At 45.1% G+C, this 18,912-nt stretch carries 14 protein-coding genes; 11 read left to right on the top strand and 3 right to left on the bottom strand.

The genetic code is table 11. The features are described 5' to 3' along the window. The first annotated feature begins 269 nt into the window (after positions 1–269). The 7 genes from B0H50_RS09030 to B0H50_RS09060 all read left to right on the top strand — a co-directional run bounded on the left by B0H50_RS09030 (position 270) and on the right by B0H50_RS09060 (position 12,285). Positions 270–1,730, top strand: a complete 1,461-nt coding sequence (locus B0H50_RS09030; protein ID WP_106199030.1) for a DnaA ATPase domain-containing protein — start codon at positions 270–272, stop codon at positions 1,728–1,730. Positions 1,731–1,842: 112 nt separating this feature from the next. Further along, positions 1,843–2,391, top strand: a complete 549-nt coding sequence (locus B0H50_RS09035) for a pilus assembly FimT family protein (protein ID WP_158275899.1) — start codon at positions 1,843–1,845, stop codon at positions 2,389–2,391. A 15-nt stretch (positions 2,392–2,406) separates the two neighbouring features. Continuing rightward, entirely contained in the window at positions 2,407–2,865 is a 459-nt protein-coding gene (locus B0H50_RS09040) for a type II secretion system protein (protein WP_233244685.1), read from the top strand. Further along, positions 2,862–4,256 carry a type II secretion system protein gene (locus tag B0H50_RS09045; RefSeq protein ID WP_109587588.1) on the top strand — a complete coding sequence of 465 codons (1,395 nt, stop codon included), beginning with the start codon at positions 2,862–2,864 and terminating at the stop codon, positions 4,254–4,256. Before B0H50_RS09040 ends, B0H50_RS09045 begins: the two co-directional genes overlap by 4 nt. 14 nt (positions 4,257–4,270) lie before the next feature. After that, positions 4,271–8,944: a pilus assembly PilX family protein gene (locus B0H50_RS09050; RefSeq protein WP_109587589.1), complete on the top strand. Its 4,674-nt coding sequence runs from the start codon at positions 4,271–4,273 to the stop codon at positions 8,942–8,944. Then, positions 8,868–11,156 (top strand): hypothetical protein, encoded by a 2,289-nt coding sequence (locus B0H50_RS09055; RefSeq protein ID WP_146193723.1) that lies wholly within the window; start codon positions 8,868–8,870, stop codon positions 11,154–11,156. The genes B0H50_RS09050 and B0H50_RS09055 overlap by 77 nt, the downstream gene beginning before the upstream one ends. Before the next feature lie 124 nt (positions 11,157–11,280). Then, entirely contained in the window at positions 11,281–12,285 is a 1,005-nt protein-coding gene (locus B0H50_RS09060; protein WP_106199034.1) for a tryptophan--tRNA ligase, read from the top strand. Here the strand turns inward: B0H50_RS09060 and B0H50_RS09065 are convergent. Next, a complete protein-coding gene (locus tag B0H50_RS09065) occupies positions 12,262–13,704 on the bottom strand; it encodes an NfeD family protein (RefSeq protein WP_106199035.1) in 1,443 nt (480 codons plus the stop codon). The two genes, B0H50_RS09060 and B0H50_RS09065, sit on opposite strands and share 24 nt — an antisense overlap. 71 nt (positions 13,705–13,775) lie before the next feature. Next, a complete protein-coding gene (locus B0H50_RS09070; protein WP_233244687.1) occupies positions 13,776–14,273 on the bottom strand; it encodes a peptide chain release factor in 498 nt (165 codons plus the stop codon). Between B0H50_RS09070 and B0H50_RS09075 the strand changes: the two genes are divergently transcribed. The 4 genes from B0H50_RS09075 to fabZ are packed head-to-tail and all read left to right on the top strand — an operon-like array spanning position 14,265 to position 16,891. Next, positions 14,265–14,987, top strand: a complete 723-nt coding sequence (locus tag B0H50_RS09075; protein WP_106199037.1) for a hypothetical protein — start codon at positions 14,265–14,267, stop codon at positions 14,985–14,987. The two genes, B0H50_RS09070 and B0H50_RS09075, sit on opposite strands and share 9 nt — an antisense overlap. A gap of 35 nt (positions 14,988–15,022) precedes the next feature. Continuing rightward, positions 15,023–15,589 carry an NUDIX hydrolase gene (locus B0H50_RS09080; RefSeq protein ID WP_233244689.1) on the top strand — a complete coding sequence of 189 codons (567 nt, stop codon included), beginning with the start codon at positions 15,023–15,025 and terminating at the stop codon, positions 15,587–15,589. Further along, positions 15,586–16,443 carry a UDP-3-O-acyl-N-acetylglucosamine deacetylase gene (locus tag B0H50_RS09085; RefSeq protein WP_106199038.1) on the top strand — a complete coding sequence of 286 codons (858 nt, stop codon included), beginning with the start codon at positions 15,586–15,588 and terminating at the stop codon, positions 16,441–16,443. Before B0H50_RS09080 ends, B0H50_RS09085 begins: the two co-directional genes overlap by 4 nt. After that, positions 16,412–16,891 (top strand): 3-hydroxyacyl-ACP dehydratase FabZ, encoded by a 480-nt coding sequence (fabZ, locus tag B0H50_RS09090; RefSeq protein WP_106199039.1) that lies wholly within the window; start codon positions 16,412–16,414, stop codon positions 16,889–16,891. Before B0H50_RS09085 ends, fabZ begins: the two co-directional genes overlap by 32 nt. A 66-nt stretch (positions 16,892–16,957) precedes the next feature. On the opposite strand, the gene B0H50_RS09095 is transcribed toward fabZ, so the two are convergent. Continuing rightward, positions 16,958–18,796: a glycosyl hydrolase gene (locus B0H50_RS09095; protein WP_106199040.1), complete on the bottom strand. Its 1,839-nt coding sequence runs from the start codon at positions 18,794–18,796 to the stop codon at positions 16,958–16,960. Between the last annotated feature and the right edge of the window lie 116 nt (positions 18,797–18,912).

An 18,912-nucleotide genomic window follows, 5' to 3' on the forward strand; every position in this document is an offset into this window, starting at 1 on the left:
TTTCTCATTTTTAAAAATTAAAGCTTACATTTTGGCAAGGGTTGTTTGAGAAAATATCTGTGGATAAATTGTTGCTTAAAATGTGATTTGCAAGGGGGATATGTGCGTATTGAAAAGATGATATTTTCCGAAAAATTGCGTATGCCCGAAATTTGCGAAATTTCGCCGTTTTTTGCCTTTTTTTAAGAAATTTCGCCATCTTCGCTAGGATTTATTAAATTCGCATTTGTGTTTTCGGGTAGGTAAAACTTCTTCCGTGATTGTGGGTCATGTTGATAGATAACGTTATCCGTCTTCCGAATGCTTCGTTAAGCGTTTGGGACGATGTTCTTTCTTGCTTACGCAGTTCGCTTTCGGCGAACTCCTTTGATATGTGGTTTGGCAAAAAGAATTTGACGTTAGACGGTATTGAAGACGGCTGCGCCAACCTCATCGCTGCAAATGAATTGGTGGCTTCTTGGATTAACGGACAATTCCGCGATGCGATATTAAACGCTTTTAAGCAAGTCTTGCCCGAAGTTTCGGATTATAAAATTTCGGTTTCGAAAAACAGCAAAGCTTCGCAAGTGCAAGTCCTTTCGACAGAGCCCGAAGTGGTTGTGCATAAGCCACAAGTTCTCCGCGAAGAAAAAGAACAGCAGTCCGAAAACGCAGCGATTCTCAAATCATTTTATCCGAATTACAGCTTTGATACTTTCGTCGAAGGCGACAGCAATAAAATTGCGTTAGCGATGTGCCGTTCTATCGCTGAAAATCCGTGCGAATCGGCGATGAATCCGTTCTTCCTATTCGGCGGTCCGGGAGTTGGGAAAACGCATTTGCTCCAATCGATTGGACGTTATGCGATTATGTATAAGACTGCGTCGTCGGTGGTTTATCGTACTTCGGAACAATTCCTCAAAGATTTTATGCGCACGCAAGATCCGAATGCATCTCGCTTGGAACGGGCAGAAGCCACCGCAGAATTGCGCCATCTTTATGAAGATTCGCAGTTGCTTTTAATCGACGACATTCAAGTGCTCGCTGGGAAAGGTCGCGGCGCCACGGAAAAGGCACTTTTTGATGTGCTCCAGAAACGGGTAGCTGCAAAACGGGAAACGGTTTTCTGCGCGGATCGTCGTCCTTCGGAAATTCCGAATCTTTACGAAGGATTTATCCGATTTGACGGCAATAGCATTGCGGTAAATGTGCCCGATTTAATGACGCGCTTAAATATTTTGCGTCGGAAAGCGGCGAAATTGCAAATCCCCGCCGAAGAAAGAGAACGCATTTTCCACTGGGTCGCAACGCATCAGCGGGGAAATGTCCGCGAAATTGAAGGGGTCGTGACGAAACTTCTCGCTTATCACGATCTTTTGGGCGTCAATTTAACGCTAGAAACTTTCAAAGAACTTTGCGAATCGTGCAATGTGACGTCTCCCGCAGACATTGCGGATAAACCGATTCCCACGATTTCATCGATCAAAGAAATCGTCGCGATGGCTTACCACATTTCGGTGGAATCGTTAAATGCCAATTCCCGCGTCAAATCGATTTCGGAACCGCGGAAAATTGCGATGTATTTTTGCCGCGAACTGACAAAAGAATCGCTTTTAAGCATCGGCTTTCAGTTTGGCGGTCGCAATTATTCAACGGTTATCGCAAGCATTAAAGCGGTCGAACGCGAAATGCAACATTCTCCCGAATTCGCTGAAGAAATCGAAAAATTAAGAGAAAAACTGGTAAATTAGAAAGGGCGCGCAGCGCCATTATAATATTCCTCATTCCTAATTTCCCATTAGAAAAGTCCTCTTTTGTATTTTTTTGTTTACGCAAGGAAGTAAAATAGTATAGATTTGTAATGTGCAAAAGAGTAGATTTTTTAAATCCGGTTTTACCTTGGTCGAAGTTCTGACGGTGGTAATCATCATCGGGATTTTGTCGGCTGCAGGTTATGCGAGTTTACAGCAGGCAGTTGCTAATAGCCGTGCGAAAGATGCTGCGTTTAATATCGCGGCGTTTATGGAAACCGCTTCGAATAAAGCGAACCAGTTGAGCGATACCGTTTGCGTGAAAATGTCTTCGGCATCGTTGCTCGTGATGGTGAAAGGTTCTTGTAAAAATGGAACCGAAGAAATCGGGCAATTGGAAATGGTCGTGGGAATGAATCTCGTTTCGACGGCGGTAGATGGATTTGATGGGTCAAATTTTGCAGCAGAAGGCAGCGGTACAGAATCTTCAGCTGCGGGCGCAGAATTTGTGCCGCAGTTAGGACTTGCGGCAACGCCTACGGGATATTTCTTAGCACAATATGGCAGTTCAACACTTTTTGGGGCGGCGGTAAAAACAGCGAAAAAGAATGCGGTGACTCCGAAGATGAGTCATGACGGTTCTTCTTGGTCCGATTTGTAAGAGGCGCTCATGGTGATGAATAAACGAAAAAGCAAACGCGGATTCGGCATTATGGAAGTGCTTGTTTCTATCGCTGTTCTCGGATTGCTTTATGTGGCGCTGACCAATTTGCAATCGGGAAATCGCGATACCCTTTTGCGCATCCGCGGGCGCGATGGCGCGGTAGAAGTAGCGCAGCAGGTTCTGGATTCTTTGCGGGGGGCGGGGGTGAAATCGCTGCCTGACCGCGATACGACGATTACGATTCCCGAAATTTCGCGGACTTGGAAAGGACAACCCGGAGTTGTTTCGCACGATATGACCGTTCCTTATACTGTCCGTGTAGAAATTTCATCCGATGCGGATTATATTGCAGAATCCAAATCGCAATACGAAGAAATTTCGCATGTTTACGCAAAGCGTTTGCTAGTCCACGTAGAGTGGCCGTTTAAGTCATCGACGCAATCTATTCATATTTCGGGAGTGATCCGATGAATAAAAAAGGTTTTACTCTGATCGAATTGGTCGTGTATATGGCGATGATAGGCATCGTCGTTTTGATTGCTGGACAAGCTTTTTCGGATAGCACCAAATTTCGCGTGCGTTCACAAAATATGCTGAAAGCTTCTCAAGAAGCGGAAAATGTCGGCATTTTATTCAAAAACGATGTCTCGCAAATGGGCGCAAAAAGCTCTCTTGAAGAAACGGTCGCGGGTGATGATGATGAATTTAGCGATTCGCATAAAGCGATTCTTTTTATGAATCCGAATGTGGCGACAGAAACGATGCGCGATTCTTCTTCTTATCGCATTTCACCGCAGAATCCTGCAGTAGGACAAAATTTAGATAGTTTAATATTTCGCAAAATCCGTTATCAGGATAACGGAAAATTTGGCGCAGTTGAAGAAGTCTATTGGGTTTTATTCAATGGCGTTTTAAAGCGTTCTTGTAAAATTTTGGAAAAAGCGTCTGGTGTGGAAGATGCACCATGTGCCGCTGCGGGTTCGGATCATGATGCGGTGGATGATTTGATGGTGGAAATGGCGACGAATGTGAAAAAATTCCAAGTTCTCGCCGCAATTCCTTCGATTCGAAGCGATGCTTCGGGTGTGGAAAATCAAGATGAACAACTTTTCCCGACGCGCGGAACACAGGCTTTCCGGATGGTGCCGCGTTATGGCGAAAACAATTTCAATTATTTCAACGCGAAGAATACCGATAGCAATTCGGTTCTTCTCAGCGGCTTTACTTCGAATTTCGATTTGAAAACGAATACGCCGAATGAAAATGGAAAATTGGTGAACCAAGCTTTTGCGTTTTTAAAGAATGACGCTTCGGAAAATTGGGCGGCTCTTTGCGCGGAGTCGGGAAATTATTTTTCGTTCGGCAAGGGAATGGAATATGAAATTTCTTTTGAAATGCCATATCCGAGTCATGACAATGATAAATCGCGGTTATTCGTCCCGGGGCGCGATCATATGGCTGTGGGATTCCGCGATGTCAACGGCAATCGTCCCGATGAAATTGATGACTTTTTATTTTATCCACCGGCGACTTCGGCTGCGGGAGTTGTTCCGCGTAAGATGCGCTTTACGGTAAAAGATTCGGTGAAAAATGTGTGCTTAGCATTTACCTTTGCGAGCTATTCGCCGGAAGCTTTCAACGGAACGGTTACGATTGAAAATTTAAGACTACTGCAAATCGCAAGTTCTTATTATCAGTTTGATGAAAATAAACCGTATGTGGAATCGAGCGATAAGCAAAATGTGAAAGCGTTAAAGCTTATTTTGCAAGTCAAGCGCGGTGGCGTTTCTGAAAATGATGCTGGGGAAACAGGTGAAGTCTCTTTAGTCGTTCCGGTGCCGAGTAATGGTCCGCGCAACTGATGGAGGTTGGGTTTATGCAGAACAAGAAAGGTGTTTCGTTAATCGTTGTGCTTCTCTTTATGTTGGTGGCGACGATTGCTGCTACCGCAACTTACCGTTGGATTACTTCGGAAGAACGTTCTTCGGCTTCGCGGATGCTCCAAGAAGAAGCCTATCAAAGCGCAGTCGCTGGAATTGAATCGGCGCGGTCGTGGATGGCGTATCACGCAAACGATGTCGGCGCTCTCATTAAGCAATATAAAGATGGCGATAATAAACCGCTCAATTTGACAAGCCGATTTGCAGAACTTGCGCACGCAGGACAAAATTACGAAGTGTGGCTCGTCGGGGCGAATACCGAAAATACCACTTACAAACTCAAAATACTCGCCGAAGGTCGCGCCCGCGAAGGCGCTGCAAAGCACAAAGAATTAGCCATTCTTAATGTCGATGGCCTTTACCAAGTTTTTATTCCTCAAGCGCAAACGAAGAAAAAGGTGAGCTTTGATTACGCATATTTCGGCGGTTCGTATTTGGGAGCGGGTAATGTAGGCGTCACTTCGGCAGTGATCAATGGAAACTGGAAAGGAAACCCGCAAAGTATTGAAAAAAATTTTGTGGTGACAGGAAACGCAGAATTAAGCGGTAGCGATGTTTACGTGGGAAAACTCGCTTGTGTCGGTGGAAATTTATCACCGCAAAACCAAGGCATTCACGGCGGAAGTCTTTATGTCGGCGGCACTTTTAACGGCAACTTGAAAATGACCGGCGATGTTTATTTTGATGGAAAAGCTTATACGCAAGAAGGCGGGGATTGTGCGGTCGCAGGAAATGTGATGGTGAATGGACTTTTGAAGAAGCATTCTAACCAACCATTTCGCATTGCAGGAAATTTGTGCACCAGTGAAAATGGTCTTGTCATTTCGGAAACGACAAACGGTGGCAAGGAACTTTCTGTAGCGGGAAATGTTTGGATGCCTGGAGATTTGAATTTCCTTTGGGCGGATGGTATAGCGCATTCTGGAACAGATTCGGCAATTGTCAGCGATTTTTGGAATTCGGATCCGTTGGAACAATATTATTATCAAATGTTCCTAGGAACTAACGAACATTCGCAAGTTTATATTCGCCATGCAAATTCTTCGAAAAATTACAATTCATTGCGGAGTGATAAAACTTTTACCGAATCGGCAGATGCAACGAATTATCGGAGCTGCTTAACGCCGGCAGATCCGTGTGAAGAATATGGATATTGGGGCTGGGGTTGGAAATATTGCAAAAAATATCGAGCGAGCGGAGCTTGTTCGAATTGGTCGACTTGGAATAGTGAAAGTTATTCCCCGCTTCCCGAGAAGAACGCGCAAGATGACAAGTATTATGTTTACTTCAATCAAAGTGGAGTTCCTGATGTAGAATTTAAAAGCCAATACAATGATTATTGGAAAGAAAATACGCCGGGATATTTTGTCGGCGGCGCTTGGTTCTTTGATCTTTGGAATGTGTGGAATGAATATCAATTCCGCAATGATAAAGTGAATCTTTCCTATAAAAATGGAAAAGTGCAATCTACACTTTATTGTAAAAAGCAAGGAAATTTTGCTGCTGGAACGCATGAAATGGCTGCATTCCGTCCGGTTTGTTATGTGGCTCCGTGGTTCAAATCCAACGGACATGTGATTTCTAATTTGCCGATGGAAGTGCCTTTTGAATGTGCAGATAAGGTAAAAGAAGACTGCGATTCCATTTGGAAAAAGAAACCGGGTTGCGATGGTTCTTCGTATAAAGTCGATGATGTGTTGACGACGGGTTATAGTAAATTTGCGAGTTTTTCGGGAAAAGGCTGTGCTGCGGGCATTACATCTTGGAGTAACGATATCGTTTCGAAGTTAAATGCTTGCTATAAAGAAAATAATGAAGATGAAACGTTAAAACAACAGAATTTGTATAACGGATTTTTGGTCGTAGAAGTGAACGGCGGAACCTCTTCGACAAATCCCGGCGGCACTTTGGACGGCAAATTTATCATTATTGCTAATGACAAATTGGATACGCAACTGCCAAAGACAACGGAAGGCTCGCATGTATTCTTGTTCTTAAAACAAGGGGCGAGCAACATCAAAGATTCGGATGTCAAAAATTATTTCATCTATACAGAACAGAAAATTGAAAATACGTTGAACATGAAAATCAACGGGACGATTTATGCGACGGCAGAAACTTGTGCGGGCATGGGAACCATGCAATCGTCTTCGATTACCTACAATCCGGAATTGGTGCAAGAATTGACGGATGCGGGAATTATTTGCGATAATGATGGCTCGAGTTGCGGCGGCGTCAATTCGTCGTCTTCGTCAAGCGGCGGTTCGGGCTCGGGCACAGGCTCGGAGGATGATGATTTCGGGCACATGGATGCGTATTACGTCGCGACTTCTCCGCAGCTCGGCGTTACGGTCGAATCGCAATATCGGAATAATGAACGCTTGGATAATTTGGCGAGTGCGGTTTCGGTAGATCCGTCGTTTATCGTGCTTCCGCGTGTGGTTTATTTGACGCAACAAGCGCCGGGAAAATTGGAAGATTATTACGGCTTAATTCCTTTGAATGGACGTTCCGAAGTGCAATCGCCGGCGGTAACTTGCGACAATGAAATTTCGCCGACGGGTCTCTTGTACGATGGCACGAATAAAATTCCAGAAGGCTATTATACTTGCCGCGTCATGGCAAGCGTGGACGGCAGAGCTTCTACAGTTCCGTTCTATGTTGTTGTGAAAGGCTCGAAAGAATCTTCAATTTATGTTTCGTTCAAAGAATCGAGCGTGAAAGTGGCGAAAGGGGCTTCAACAACTTTGTCTTTGGTGACTTCAGCGCTCACTTCGACGGAACAAGCAGAATATGAAGTGACGATTTTAAAACCCTCGGAAACCGACGGTTGGACGGTGACTCCGTTATCGGGCGTTACTTGCTCCGATCGGACTTGCAAGGTGAAAATTTCTTCGTCCAATCCGGAAACTCCTGTCTTTAACGTCACCAGTGTGAATGGCACGGGCTCGATGACATTCTTTATCACCGAAAGTTCGGGATGTCTCCCGGGAACGAATCCGACGGAAACGGTTCTCAGCGCTTCGTTTGTGACGATCGTTCGCGAAGATGTTTCCAAGTGCGCTCTTCCGGAATGCGGAACTTTGATAGGTGATGACCGCCCGAATTGCAATTCTACCAAAACATGGTTTACGGTAACGGGAACGGATTGCTCCGTCGATGTTGCGAATGAAAAATGGAGCTGCGGCGTCGCAGGCGATATTATGGGAAAAGCGGCTTCTTCTGTGCCGACTGGATGCGAAGTCATCATTCCGCCGGTGACATTAAAAGCGCCGCTCGAAGAAAATAGCACGCAGATTATTTACGCATCTCTCAAAGCGAAAAAATCGAAATTGACCGTGAAATTTTCTGGCAAAGATATTAGCGGAAATCCGGGCATTAACGTGACGATTTACCGCGCCGACGGCTCGAAGGTAGACGATCTCTGTTCTTACGACAATGCGAAAACGAACGGCTGCGAATACAGCGTTTACACCGGAGAATCCGCGGAATTTGCCCTTGAAAATGGCGACGATAAGAGCTTTAATTATTGGTCGTGCGAAGGTGGCAACTGCCCGACGGAAACGTTGAGAAATACCGCATACAGCGTGCCTTCGATTTCGGTCGATAATACGGTCATCGCGCACTTTAACGAAAACGATGATCATTGCTTCTTCGATGAATTTACGACGAGCGCATCGTGCGAATCGACGACGGGAACAGAAAATGCCAAGTATTGCATTAGCGCAGCGGGCAAAGCGAAAAATGCAAAATGGTATGTTGCCGAAAAATCCAACATTTCGGAAGATGCGCTTAAAGCGCTCGATTATTCAGATGGTCACATTTCTTTAAGACGCGGCATTGCGGATCAAGTCGAAGCGAATAAGCCGGCGATGCTCATTTTGAGTTCGGCGGATGCGGGAATTTACGGCACGCTCACGGCGCAATTCTTAGTTCCGAAAGCGGGCTCGGGCTCGAATAAATCGATGGCGGGCATTAACAATTCGGGATTCGTATTGCGCTCCAATACACTCGGCACTCAATACTTGATTTTGAATGTGTTTACAAATAGCTCGGGCGATTTGACCGCAAAAGTTTGCGTCGCTGGCGGAGCTTGCTTAGAACGCGAACTTGTGAACGGCAGTTCTACCCTTTCTGTTTCTTCGACGGAAATTGTGACGATGCAAGCGACTCTCGCAAAGAAAGAGGATGGCGATCATTTGAATGTCAAAGTCGTCGTCGGTTATTCGGGCACAACGAGTGCTTCTGCAGACTTTAATTTGCTGAATTTGAAAGGCGCTGCGGCGTACGCCAATCATGCGCATCAATCGGTGGGCTTTGCGCTTTCGCATCCGAATTTCAAATTATACGATATCGGTTGGACAAGCGAAGATTACGGCGCCGAATGCTGGGATACTCCGCCGACGGTAAAATGCTCTTTCCGCGCGGCTTATGTGGGAGGCATCGTGCCGAAGGGCACTTCTGTCAAACCGTGGGTCGGTTATTCGAGTTGGTTTAACAGCAGTTCTTGCTCGCCGACTTATTTTTGTGCCGATGGGAAAAGCGATTACCCAGACGACTGCGACAACCGTGAATTTGCGCGACGCAACGTTGCGCGTGGAATTGGATAATCCTTTGGCAGCAGAAGTGCATATTTCTCTCTACAGCGAAAATGGCAAGAGCGAATCCTTCTGGGGCTACGACAAACCGATTTATGCCGATCCGTTTGTGACGAACGAAACTGGAGTTTTAACCCTCAATTTGAAGGATATTGAAAATACCGAAGGATTTGATATTGAAAATATCCGCGGCATTTTGGTGCGGAATATGGAAACGGGAAAATCGGTTACCGTGAAGTCGATTACGACGAGTTGCGAACACATGCCCAAAATCAGCAACTGCAAAGCGGAATACAAATCGGGATTCTGGAATATTTCGGCGACGATGAAAAATGCCGAAAGTATCGTCGGCTATAAAATTCAAAAATTCGTCTATGAGCAAAACGAATCAACGAAAAATGTTTCTTGCACTAATAGCGGATGTAAAATGACTGGCGATGTCTTTGTCTATGATTTGGAAGAAGACATGGACAGCTATGCGAAAAATTTAGGCAAACCGATTTACTTTAAGATTACGCCGAATATGCAAAATGGTGCGATTGATCCGTGCGAAACCGAAAGGATTACGAGCGGAGAAATTAAGGCGTCTTGCAGCATTAACAAAACGTCGGTCGTGATAGGCGAAGGCATTCCGGTAGCGACGTATTCGCTTTCGGGCTGTCCCGATGCAAAATGCGGTTACGAAGTTTCATTGGGCGATGTCGTCTTGGCGGAGGCGACTGGCGGCGATGTGGATAAAAATACGACGAATCCGAACAAAGCCAATGCGGGAACGCAATCGTTAGCAGTCGGCGAATATTCGATTAAGATGCGCTCAACGAATTCGGATCGTCCGTTTAACGAAGTGGAATGTGGAAAATTTGAAGTGACCGAGCAGAAAGTGGAAATTGTTCCGACGGTTTCTTGCGAAGATGTAAAAGCAAAAGTCGGCGAAAAAGTCACGATTACTCCCTCGGTCACGGGCTGCGATGACGGTTGCTCTTATACGCTCACGGGAATAGACCCGATGGCTTCGGGCACTTTACCGATGACGGGAATTACTTATACCGCGCCTTCAAGCGCAGGCTCTGTTGTGCACAGTTTAACAGTTACCAATCAATCTTCGAACAGAAGCGGTAGCTGTTCCTTTACTGGCGTGTATGAAGCGAGCGGAACAGGGGGGGGGGCCGTTTCGATGGATTGTGAATTTGCCAAATCGAAAGTTTTCCCTCAAGAACAGTTGGTGCTCAACACGATCAATATAAAAGGAATTACAGAAAACAAACAGCTCAATATAATGCTTAACGGTTCTGTTGTTAAAACGATGGACTGCGGTTATGGTTCTTGCTGGAACAATCAGTTCGCGGCCACCAATTCTCTCGGCACGCATACTTATGAAGTGATGCTTGACGGCTATCGTGTATGCTCGGCAAAACTGGAAGTTCAAAGTGCAATTTCTTGCGATGTCTCGAGTGAAGAAATCGGGCTTGGTGAAAGTGTAACGATTACGGGCAATTATTTAGGCTCATGTTGGAATGTTTCTGTTGCTGTGAATAATTCTGATAAATCATGGCCTCAATGTAATTCTATGTCATATACAGAAACACCAACAGCTTTAGGAACTTATGAATATAAGATTAAAGTAAATGGTAATCCTGCCGCAGAATGTTCCAAGACGGTAAAGGTTGTTGAAAAAGCGCCGACCATTACTTGCCCGGATAATGCTGCCAAAAAAGTTGGCTCAAATATTTCTGTCAAACCAAAATCTTTGAGCGGTTGCTCAAACGGTTGCGAATATAACCTTTCGGATGGTTTCACAACATCGATGAGCGGATATAGTTATAAGGGCGATGCGATTTCCTTTACGGCGCCTTCTTATGAAACCTCTGTCACTTACCAATTTGAAGTGAAAAATGATAAGGGCGCTGCAAATTGCAACTTTACGTACGATTATAAGACTAGTAGTGGAACGGTGTATCCTTTGGATTTACCTAAGGATGAGCCAGTGGTAATCAAGGCGGATTCGTGTTATTCTATAACAAGTTCGACAGCATCTTGTACAAATATAAGATTCAATTGCTTGTGGAATAATGCATCAGAAGGATGTTCTATACAAGTCAATTCGAATTCACCAACAGCTGGTGGACATAATTCATCAAATAATATTCTATCGCCTAAACCAAATGAAGGTGATGTGATTTGCACATCGGACCATGTTGATAAAATTACTTGTGCGGGTTGGTAACATCAACTAACGCTTTATAAAAACCGCCCTCGCCTGTTGCAAACAGGCGGGAGGGTTTCCTTTTCCACTTTGCTTCTTTGGCAAATTTTCGATTGCAAAAAGTCAAATTTTCTAAATTCTAGTTATGAAGAAAATTTCGCTTACGGGCATTAAGCCCACAGGAACGCCGCATCTCGGCAATTATTTGGGTGCGATTCGCCCCGCGCTCGAACTCACCAAAGATTACGATACCGTTTACTTTATCGCGGATTATCATGCGCTCACGACCGTTCACGACGGCAAAGAAATGAGCGAAAATATTCACAAGGTCGCGGCAACGTGGCTCGCTTGCGGACTCGATCCGGAAAAAGGACTTTTTTACAAGCAGAGCGATATTCCCGAAATTTTCGAGCTCAGTTGGGCGCTGAGCTGCTTCACGCCGAAGGGCTTTATGAATCGCGCACATGCGTATAAAGCAAAAGTCGAAGCGAACCGTGCCGCTGGCGAAGATTTGGATACGAACATCAACATGGGATTGTATTGCTATCCGTGTTTAATGGACGCCGACATTTTGATGTTCAACGCCGACGTGGTTCCGGTTGGAAAAGACCAAAAACAGCACGTGGAATTTTCCCGCGATGTCGCCATTCGTTTCAACAAACAAATGGGCAAAGAAGTTTTCAAAATTCCAGAACCGTTGATTCAAGAAACGACCGATGTCATTCCGGGATTAGACGGACGTAAAATGAGCAAATCGTACGACAATACGATTGAAATTTTCCTTGAACCGAAACAGCTCAAAAAGAAAATCGGAAAAATTGTGACGAACAGTCTCCCGATTGAAGCGCCGAAAGATCCGGATACTTGCAATGTCTTCAATCTTTATCGTTTATTCGCAACTCCCGAAGAAACCGCTGCATTGGCAGAAGCCTATCGCAAAGGCGGCATGGGCTGGGGCTACGCCAAAGGCGAATTGCAAAAAGTTCTCGAACGCACATTCGGCGAAGCCCGCGAAAAATATTTTGACTTGATGGCGCATCCCGAACGCATCGATGAAATTTTGCATGCGGGTGCAGAAAAAGCGCGGCCGGTGGCACGCGCTCATATGGAACAAGTCCGCGAAGTTTTAGGATACGGAAAAATCTTCTGATTTTTCGACCCAAATTCTTCCATCGCTGATTTCGATAACGCAGACGGTTTCGCCTGCGTTTATCATTTCGCCTTTTGTTTGCACATCGAATGATTTGCCGTTAAAGCGAGCGTGTCCAACGGGGCGAAGCAACGTTTCGGCTTTTCCTTTTTCGCCGACTTGAACTAAGGCCACATTTTCGGTGGGAGATTTTGCCGTTTCCAAATCCGCTTTGAGCATTGGCGTCCAGCCTTCGGGCAAAAGCGGAATCAGATATTTCGAAGCGACGATGGGGAAGATTGTGGCGAGAAGCGCGCAGCCGATAATGTAAAATAGAATTGGGAGAATCGCAGAGGAATTTCCGCCCGGAATAAATGCGGGAATACTCGTAATGTCAAAGGTTAAAACGAGCGCAATTCCCATGCAGAAAATGCCGCCGATTCCAAAGAAAAATGTTCCGGGGAAAACGAGAATTTCTAAAACGAAAAGTCCGATGCCGAGAACGAGGAAAATTGCGGGCAGAAAATCGTCTAAGTGATTCGCATATTGGCCGAGGAAAACGGTCGCGATGAGAAGAATGCCCACGACGCCGAAAATGCCGAAGCCAGGAGTTTTAAATTCCAAGTAAAGCGCACCGAATCCGAGAATGAGAAGAATGCCCGAAATGTTTGCGATAAAGCGGGCGAGTTTTTCGCTCCAAGTGATTTCAATTTCATGAGTCGCTTCGATTTCTAAAGATTTTTCAAAGGCGTCGCGGCTTTCGGGAGTTCCTTTCGAAAAATGCAATGCAACAGCTTCTTCGTCGGTCATCGTGAGAAGTTCTCCCGCTTCGACGAGAACTTTGGGCGTTCCCCAAAATGCTTTTTCTTTGGCGTTCCATTTTTCGTATTTCGCTGCTTCAACTGCGAGAGTGGAATCTTTATGCTTCAATTCTAAAACGGATAAATCGGGAGAAACCATCGCCATCGAAAGCAATTCGGGATAATTATTTTTCTGCGCTAAGTTGCGAAATTTTGCGCGGAGCGGTGATTGAATTTTTTCGCCGACGATTTGCGGTGTGCCATCGCTATTTTGCACAATCGGTGCGCAGTCGCCAATTGTCGTCCCCGGAAGCATGTAAAGTTCTTTACTCGAAAGGGCGATGAGTGCGCCGGCGCTAATCGCTTTCTTGCTCACGAATGCGATTGTCTTTGCATTTTTAATTCCCATAATCGTATCGACAATATCAAAGGCGGCGTCCAATCTTCCGCCGAATGTATTGATATCGAAGATAATGTAATCGGGATTTTTCTGTACGGCATCGCCGATTGCGCGGGCGGTATATTCATACATGCCCGGATCGACATCGCCTTCGAGGCTAATCCACGCCGCGGTTTTTGCCGAAGCGATTCCTGCGAAAGAAAGCAGCAAAAGGAAAATTAACAAGATGGATTTTTTCATTTTTCCTCCGAAGTAAAATTCTGATGAGAAGTGAATTTGTACTGATTCATTTATACGGATTCATTTGTGCGTTAACGCCGAAGTGCAGGTTTTCCGCCGCTTTGACGGAGCTGTTGAATTTTTGCGAGAACAGCTTTGTCCGCGTGCAAAATTTTGGTGAGCGCGCTGGGTGAAAGTCCAAAAGCCCGCGCCGCTTCTTTGGTATCGCCGCCTGTCGCTGCAACGATATCGAGAACGTCTGCGATGAATTGCGGGTAAAGTTCATTGGACGGCTGAATGTGTCCCATGCTGCCTGGGAATTTAAGCTCTGATGCGGATTTAGGCGCTTCGCGCACATTGAGCGCAATCGCAAGCCGCATTCGATGCAGCGCATGAACCTTGTTTTCGCTCGCACTTCTGCTTTCGCAAGATTTGATTGCTAAATTAAATTCGGATAAGCGAAGGTCAACTCCCGAGTTTGTTTTGTTGCGGAATTGTCCGCCTGGACCGCCGCCTTGGTAGCCAGAAACTTTACAAGCTCGAAGCAGATCATTCAGCGGCATTTTTAAATAGGTATCGCGATGCATCATAAAAAAAATACAATATTCACCGCTGCCCCGGTAATTTTCTTCGGACTCTTGGCGCTTCTCGTTGCCTGTGCTGGCCACACCGCCGAAAAGACCGCCGACGCTGTCACTTTTGAGCAAACGACAGAACAGAAAACGCAAATGCTCGAAGCGACATTTGAAAAAATTGTGCAGAAAGTCGATGAAGGAGTTCCGCCGGAATCTCTTCTCGCATTACTCACGGATACATCGTATTATTGGACGGATACGTTACAGCGTTACGCCAAAGAAATGCCCGCAGAACAAGTGGAAAATCTTCCGCTCGGCGAAATGATTGCCGTTCTCACTTATCGCATTTTTGACAAGGAACGCGCTTGGGATCCGAATCTCAATGAAGATTATCGGATGCTTTCTCTTTTCACCGGGAAAAATGGAATTTTTCGTCGGGCGACAAAATTAAAACTCGGACCTTTTGAAATTAAAAAAGACCGCGGAAGCGTTGGCCTGGCGACGAGTCCGAAAGTGCCCGTGATTATTTTTGAATGGGACGATGCGATGTGGAAATTAGATTTGAAAGCGACTCTTCCGCTCGTGACGAAAGGCCTTGAAAGCATTGGCACGAAGAAAAATTGGAGCACAAAAGAACTCGCCCTTTATCTTTTGGAAAAAGAATTTCATTACATTTACACCGATATTTCTTTTAACGATTCTCTTCTCGATCCGTATTCGACTTTTTAGCGGAAATATTTTAAGTTGATTTATGTGGAGAATTTATGCGTAAAGAATTGAAAGCGTGGAAAGTCCTTGCAAGTGAACCGCTCTTGGACACGAAATATTTAAAAGTAAACAAAGAAGTTTGCGAATTGCCGAACGGAAAAATCATTCCGGATTTTTATACGATTTGGCAACCGGATTGGGTTTTGATTCTTGCGCAAAAAGAAAATGGCGAATGGATTTTGGAACATCAATATCGTCATGGCACCGGAAAAATTTCTTTAGAATTTCCCGCGGGAATTGTCGATGCGGGCGAATCTCCCGTCGAAGCTGCTAAGCGAGAATTGCAAGAAGAATGCGCTTTTGGCGGCGGCAAATTTGAATTCGTCGCAGAACTTCCGATGAATCCCGACAGACATCGCGGACGATTTTTTGTGGTCCGTGCGACCGGAGTTTCTCCGCAAGGAGAAACGCATTTTGATCTAAGCGAAGAAATTCAAGCTCTTTCTCTTACGACAGAAAATGTCATCGAAAAAATGCGCTCGGGCGAAATCAATCATCCGCATCAAATCGCTGCGTTTCTTTTATACGGTGTTCACGCGCAAAGTAAAACGGAAAAAGAATGAAAAAAAATTTTGAAACGGAAATTCGTTCGCGCTCGCTTTCGTTTGAAAATGCGGGAGTGAAAATTTGCTGCAATCGCAATTTACAACCGCCCGCAAAATTGGAATGGTTTGCTGAAAATGGCGAAAGCCTTTGGAATTCTTTGGACATCGAAAGTTTTGCTGCACTCATTCCCGAAATTCATCGGTCGATGGGACTTCGAAAAAATGAAACCGCATCGCTTGCGACAGTCGAACATTTAGCGCCGATTTTTTTGCTGTATCCGCAAATTCATTTTCAAGTGTTTGCGCAGTCGCAAGAATTGCCGATTTTAGACGGCAGCGCATATCCGTGGTACGAAACGGTGCGAAAAATCGCAGGCCTTCCGCAAGAAGTACTTTTTTACGATGCGCCGATTCGCGAACATTTTGAATGGAACGGCGGCTGGATGGATGTGAGCCCCGCCGAAACTTTGGAAATTGAATATTCGATTTCGCATGGAAATTATGCGAACGATGCATACGCGGCAATTTACGATGCCGAAGATTTGGTAAAACTTTTCCCGGCGCGAACTTTCATTTTTGAAGAAGATTTTTTGCGGGCGAAGGAATGCGGGCTTTTGTCTGCGGTAGATGAAAATTGCGGCATGCTTCTCCGCGAAAAAAATAGCGCATTAGAAATTCTTTCGGGCGGAAAATTTCGCATGCCTTCGGAACCGGTGATGCATAAAATGCTTGATTTAATCGGCGATTTATCTTTGCCCGCGCCAATTTTACCTAGATTAAGAATTAGAATTCACAACGGCGGGCATTTTGCTCACCGGCAACTTTTAGAGAGGTTATTGAATGCTTTCCGAAACTCTTCCCAAATCGACTAAGCCGGGCGTTCTTTACGACTATGCGGCGATTCTTCAAATTTTGCCGCATCGTTATCCGTTCCTCTACATCGATCAAGTGCTCTCGATGGATATTACATCGGAAGTGCCGACGATTGTCGCTTCGAAGAATGTTTCGTTCAACGAACCGTTTTTCCAAGGACATTTTCCGGGTGAACCGGTGATGCCCGGAGTCATTCAAATCGAAACGATGGCGCAAGCGGGAGCAATTCTCGCAGGTATTCGTTACGAATCGGAATGCGCCGGCAAACGCCCCGCATTTATGGGCGTCGATAATTGTCGCTTCCGTCGTCCGGTGCGTCCTGGCGATACATTAGAAGTTCACGTTTCTCTCGATAAAATGCGCCGCGGCATTCTTTTCTTTACCGGCGAAATTCGCTCCGGTGATGCTGTCGTTTGCAATGCGACATTCAGCGCAACGATGCTTTAATCGACGAAAAATTTTTGAATAAAAAAAGCACGGCGAACGCCGTGCTTTTGCTGTAATTGTTTGAAATTATTTCAAAAGGATTTTCTGCGTTTGAATGTCAGAGGCATTTTTGACGCGGATAATGTAAGCGCCCTGCGGAAGTTTTGAAATGTTAATCGCATGCGTTCCTGCCGGAAGATTCGAACCGATATGCAGCACTTGTTTTCCGGTCATCGAGAAGAGAGTTGCCGAAGAATGAACGGGCAAAGTAATCTGCAATTCTTTTCCCATTTGCGCAATTTGAATTTCGGAAGATTTTTTATTTGCAGAACGAATGCTTGCGGAATATTCTTTCCAATTTGGCATATCGCGGAGACTCAAAACATTTTCGTTATCGATATTTTTCTTCCACATTTCGGTCGGCGTTTTGTCTAAGAAATTGCCGCTCCAAGTCTGGCTCCACGTCATCCAATAACTCCAAGTGGCTTTGTCTTCGGCGATGCTATCGATATCGGGAATGGCACCGTTTTCGGTTAAGGCGATGAGCTTGTGCGAGCCAACATCTTCGACGATTTTGTTGAAATAATTTGCGCCCGAATTGTGATTTAAAAGCGGGTCGTAAATATCGACGCCGACAACATCGACGACATCATCGCCCGGATACCATTCTGCATTTAACGCAGAATAATCATAGCCGTATTTCGGATCGGTGTTAATGTTCCAAACCCACAAAAGATTGTTGAGCTTATTGACATTTACCATGCGGTCGTAAACTAAGCGGTAAAGCGCTTTGTAACAATTACCGCTCGCAACTCCCCACCAGAACCAACCACCGCTCGCTTCGTGAAGTGGACGCCAAAGAACGGGCACATTTTTATTTTGCAGCACTTTGAAAAGTTTTGAAATTTTATCAACATCTTCGATGATTAACTGATATGTTTCGGATTTTGAATCGATTTCTTTGCAAGTGCTGTCGGTGAAAGCTTTCGTGTAATTGAAGCAAGTATTGTTTGCCGCAGTTCCTTGAACGCCTTCTTCGCAACCTTTATTTTTAAATCCTTCATTTTGTGTGTAAAAGACGGTGTCTTTGCCGACTTTCCAATGCCATGTGAAAGTGGGAATGCCATTATTTTTCCAAAATTCTTCGGCCATGACTAAATTGTTTTGCGAATAACCTTTGAACCAGCCTTCGTCAGAATGTCCACCGGCAGCGAAGAGCATATCGAAGCCGATGATTGCGGGGTAATCGCCCGCGCGATCTCTAAAGCCTGCGATATCGGGTTGCCCATTCCATTTGGCAGAATCGAGGTCGCGTTCGCAGAAAACTTTTCCCAAGCTGTCGAGTCCGCAGCCGAGAGAATCGTTTGTGTAATCGTAATTGAAAACTTGTTCGCTAATCATCATCCCCGAAAGAGTTTTCTTTCCGAAATTGTCAACTAAGAATTTTTTGACTTTATAAGTTTCGGCTGAAGCGCCAGGCGTTACTGGCTTTGGGTCAATATCAAAAACAGGATCGGGATGCTTTTCCACTTGAATGTAATCGACTCCAATCGCTTCGTTTCCAACGGTGACTGTATTTTTTCCGATGCGCATTTTTGCGGAAGCTTTGATGACATAATTCGAATCGCAATTCCGCGGAGTAGTAAGCATTGAACCCGCTTCAACTCCGTTCACTAAAATTTTGGAAGTAGTCCAATCGTATTGCTTAATGCGAACCTGCGTTTCGATATCGTAAACGGCGGTTTCTTTGACTTCGATGTTAAAAGTCATCGCTTTGGAAACGGCGACATATTTTCCGCCCGAAAATTCTGCGCCCGCGGTGATGCTTGCCGCATCAATTCCCGGCTGATCTTCGGCTTCGTACAAAGCGGCTTGCGCCGATGCGCAAAGCATAGCTGCGAAAGCTAGAGAAAATTTTAAGTTCATCAAACACACTCCTTTTTGATTGAAATATAAAATGAAAAAATGGGAAAGGAAAAATTTGGAGCTTTAATTAACAATTTGAAATGGGAGTTGTATAATTTAAAAAATTAGAATGCAGA

This window comes from Hallerella porci, assembly GCF_003148885.1.
Taxonomy (GTDB): Bacteria; Fibrobacterota; Fibrobacteria; order Fibrobacterales; family Fibrobacteraceae; genus Hallerella; species Hallerella porci.

What these genes read in the sequence shown, in the direction of transcription:
- B0H50_RS09070 (WP_233244687.1), bottom strand. Translation starts at nt 14,273, where the DNA reads ATGATGCATCGCGATACCTATTTAAAAATGCCGCTGAATGATCTGCTT.
- B0H50_RS09095 (WP_106199040.1), bottom strand. Translation starts at nt 18,796, where the DNA reads ATGAACTTAAAATTTTCTCTAGCTTTCGCAGCTATGCTTTGCGCATCG.
- B0H50_RS09080 (WP_233244689.1), top strand. Translation starts at nt 15,023, where the DNA reads ATGCGTAAAGAATTGAAAGCGTGGAAAGTCCTTGCAAGTGAACCGCTC.
- B0H50_RS09050 (WP_109587589.1), top strand. Translation starts at nt 4,271, where the DNA reads ATGCAGAACAAGAAAGGTGTTTCGTTAATCGTTGTGCTTCTCTTTATG.
- B0H50_RS09040 (WP_233244685.1), top strand. Translation starts at nt 2,407, where the DNA reads ATGAATAAACGAAAAAGCAAACGCGGATTCGGCATTATGGAAGTGCTT.
- B0H50_RS09030 (WP_106199030.1), top strand. Translation starts at nt 270, where the DNA reads ATGTTGATAGATAACGTTATCCGTCTTCCGAATGCTTCGTTAAGCGTT.
- fabZ (WP_106199039.1), top strand. Translation starts at nt 16,412, where the DNA reads ATGCTTTCCGAAACTCTTCCCAAATCGACTAAGCCGGGCGTTCTTTAC.
- B0H50_RS09055 (WP_146193723.1), top strand. Translation starts at nt 8,868, where the DNA reads ATGGGAAAAGCGATTACCCAGACGACTGCGACAACCGTGAATTTGCGC.
- B0H50_RS09060 (WP_106199034.1), top strand. Translation starts at nt 11,281, where the DNA reads ATGAAGAAAATTTCGCTTACGGGCATTAAGCCCACAGGAACGCCGCAT.
- B0H50_RS09085 (WP_106199038.1), top strand. Translation starts at nt 15,586, where the DNA reads ATGAAAAAAAATTTTGAAACGGAAATTCGTTCGCGCTCGCTTTCGTTT.
- B0H50_RS09065 (WP_106199035.1), bottom strand. Translation starts at nt 13,704, where the DNA reads ATGAAAAAATCCATCTTGTTAATTTTCCTTTTGCTGCTTTCTTTCGCA.
- B0H50_RS09045 (WP_109587588.1), top strand. Translation starts at nt 2,862, where the DNA reads ATGAATAAAAAAGGTTTTACTCTGATCGAATTGGTCGTGTATATGGCG.
- B0H50_RS09075 (WP_106199037.1), top strand. Translation starts at nt 14,265, where the DNA reads ATGCATCATAAAAAAAATACAATATTCACCGCTGCCCCGGTAATTTTC.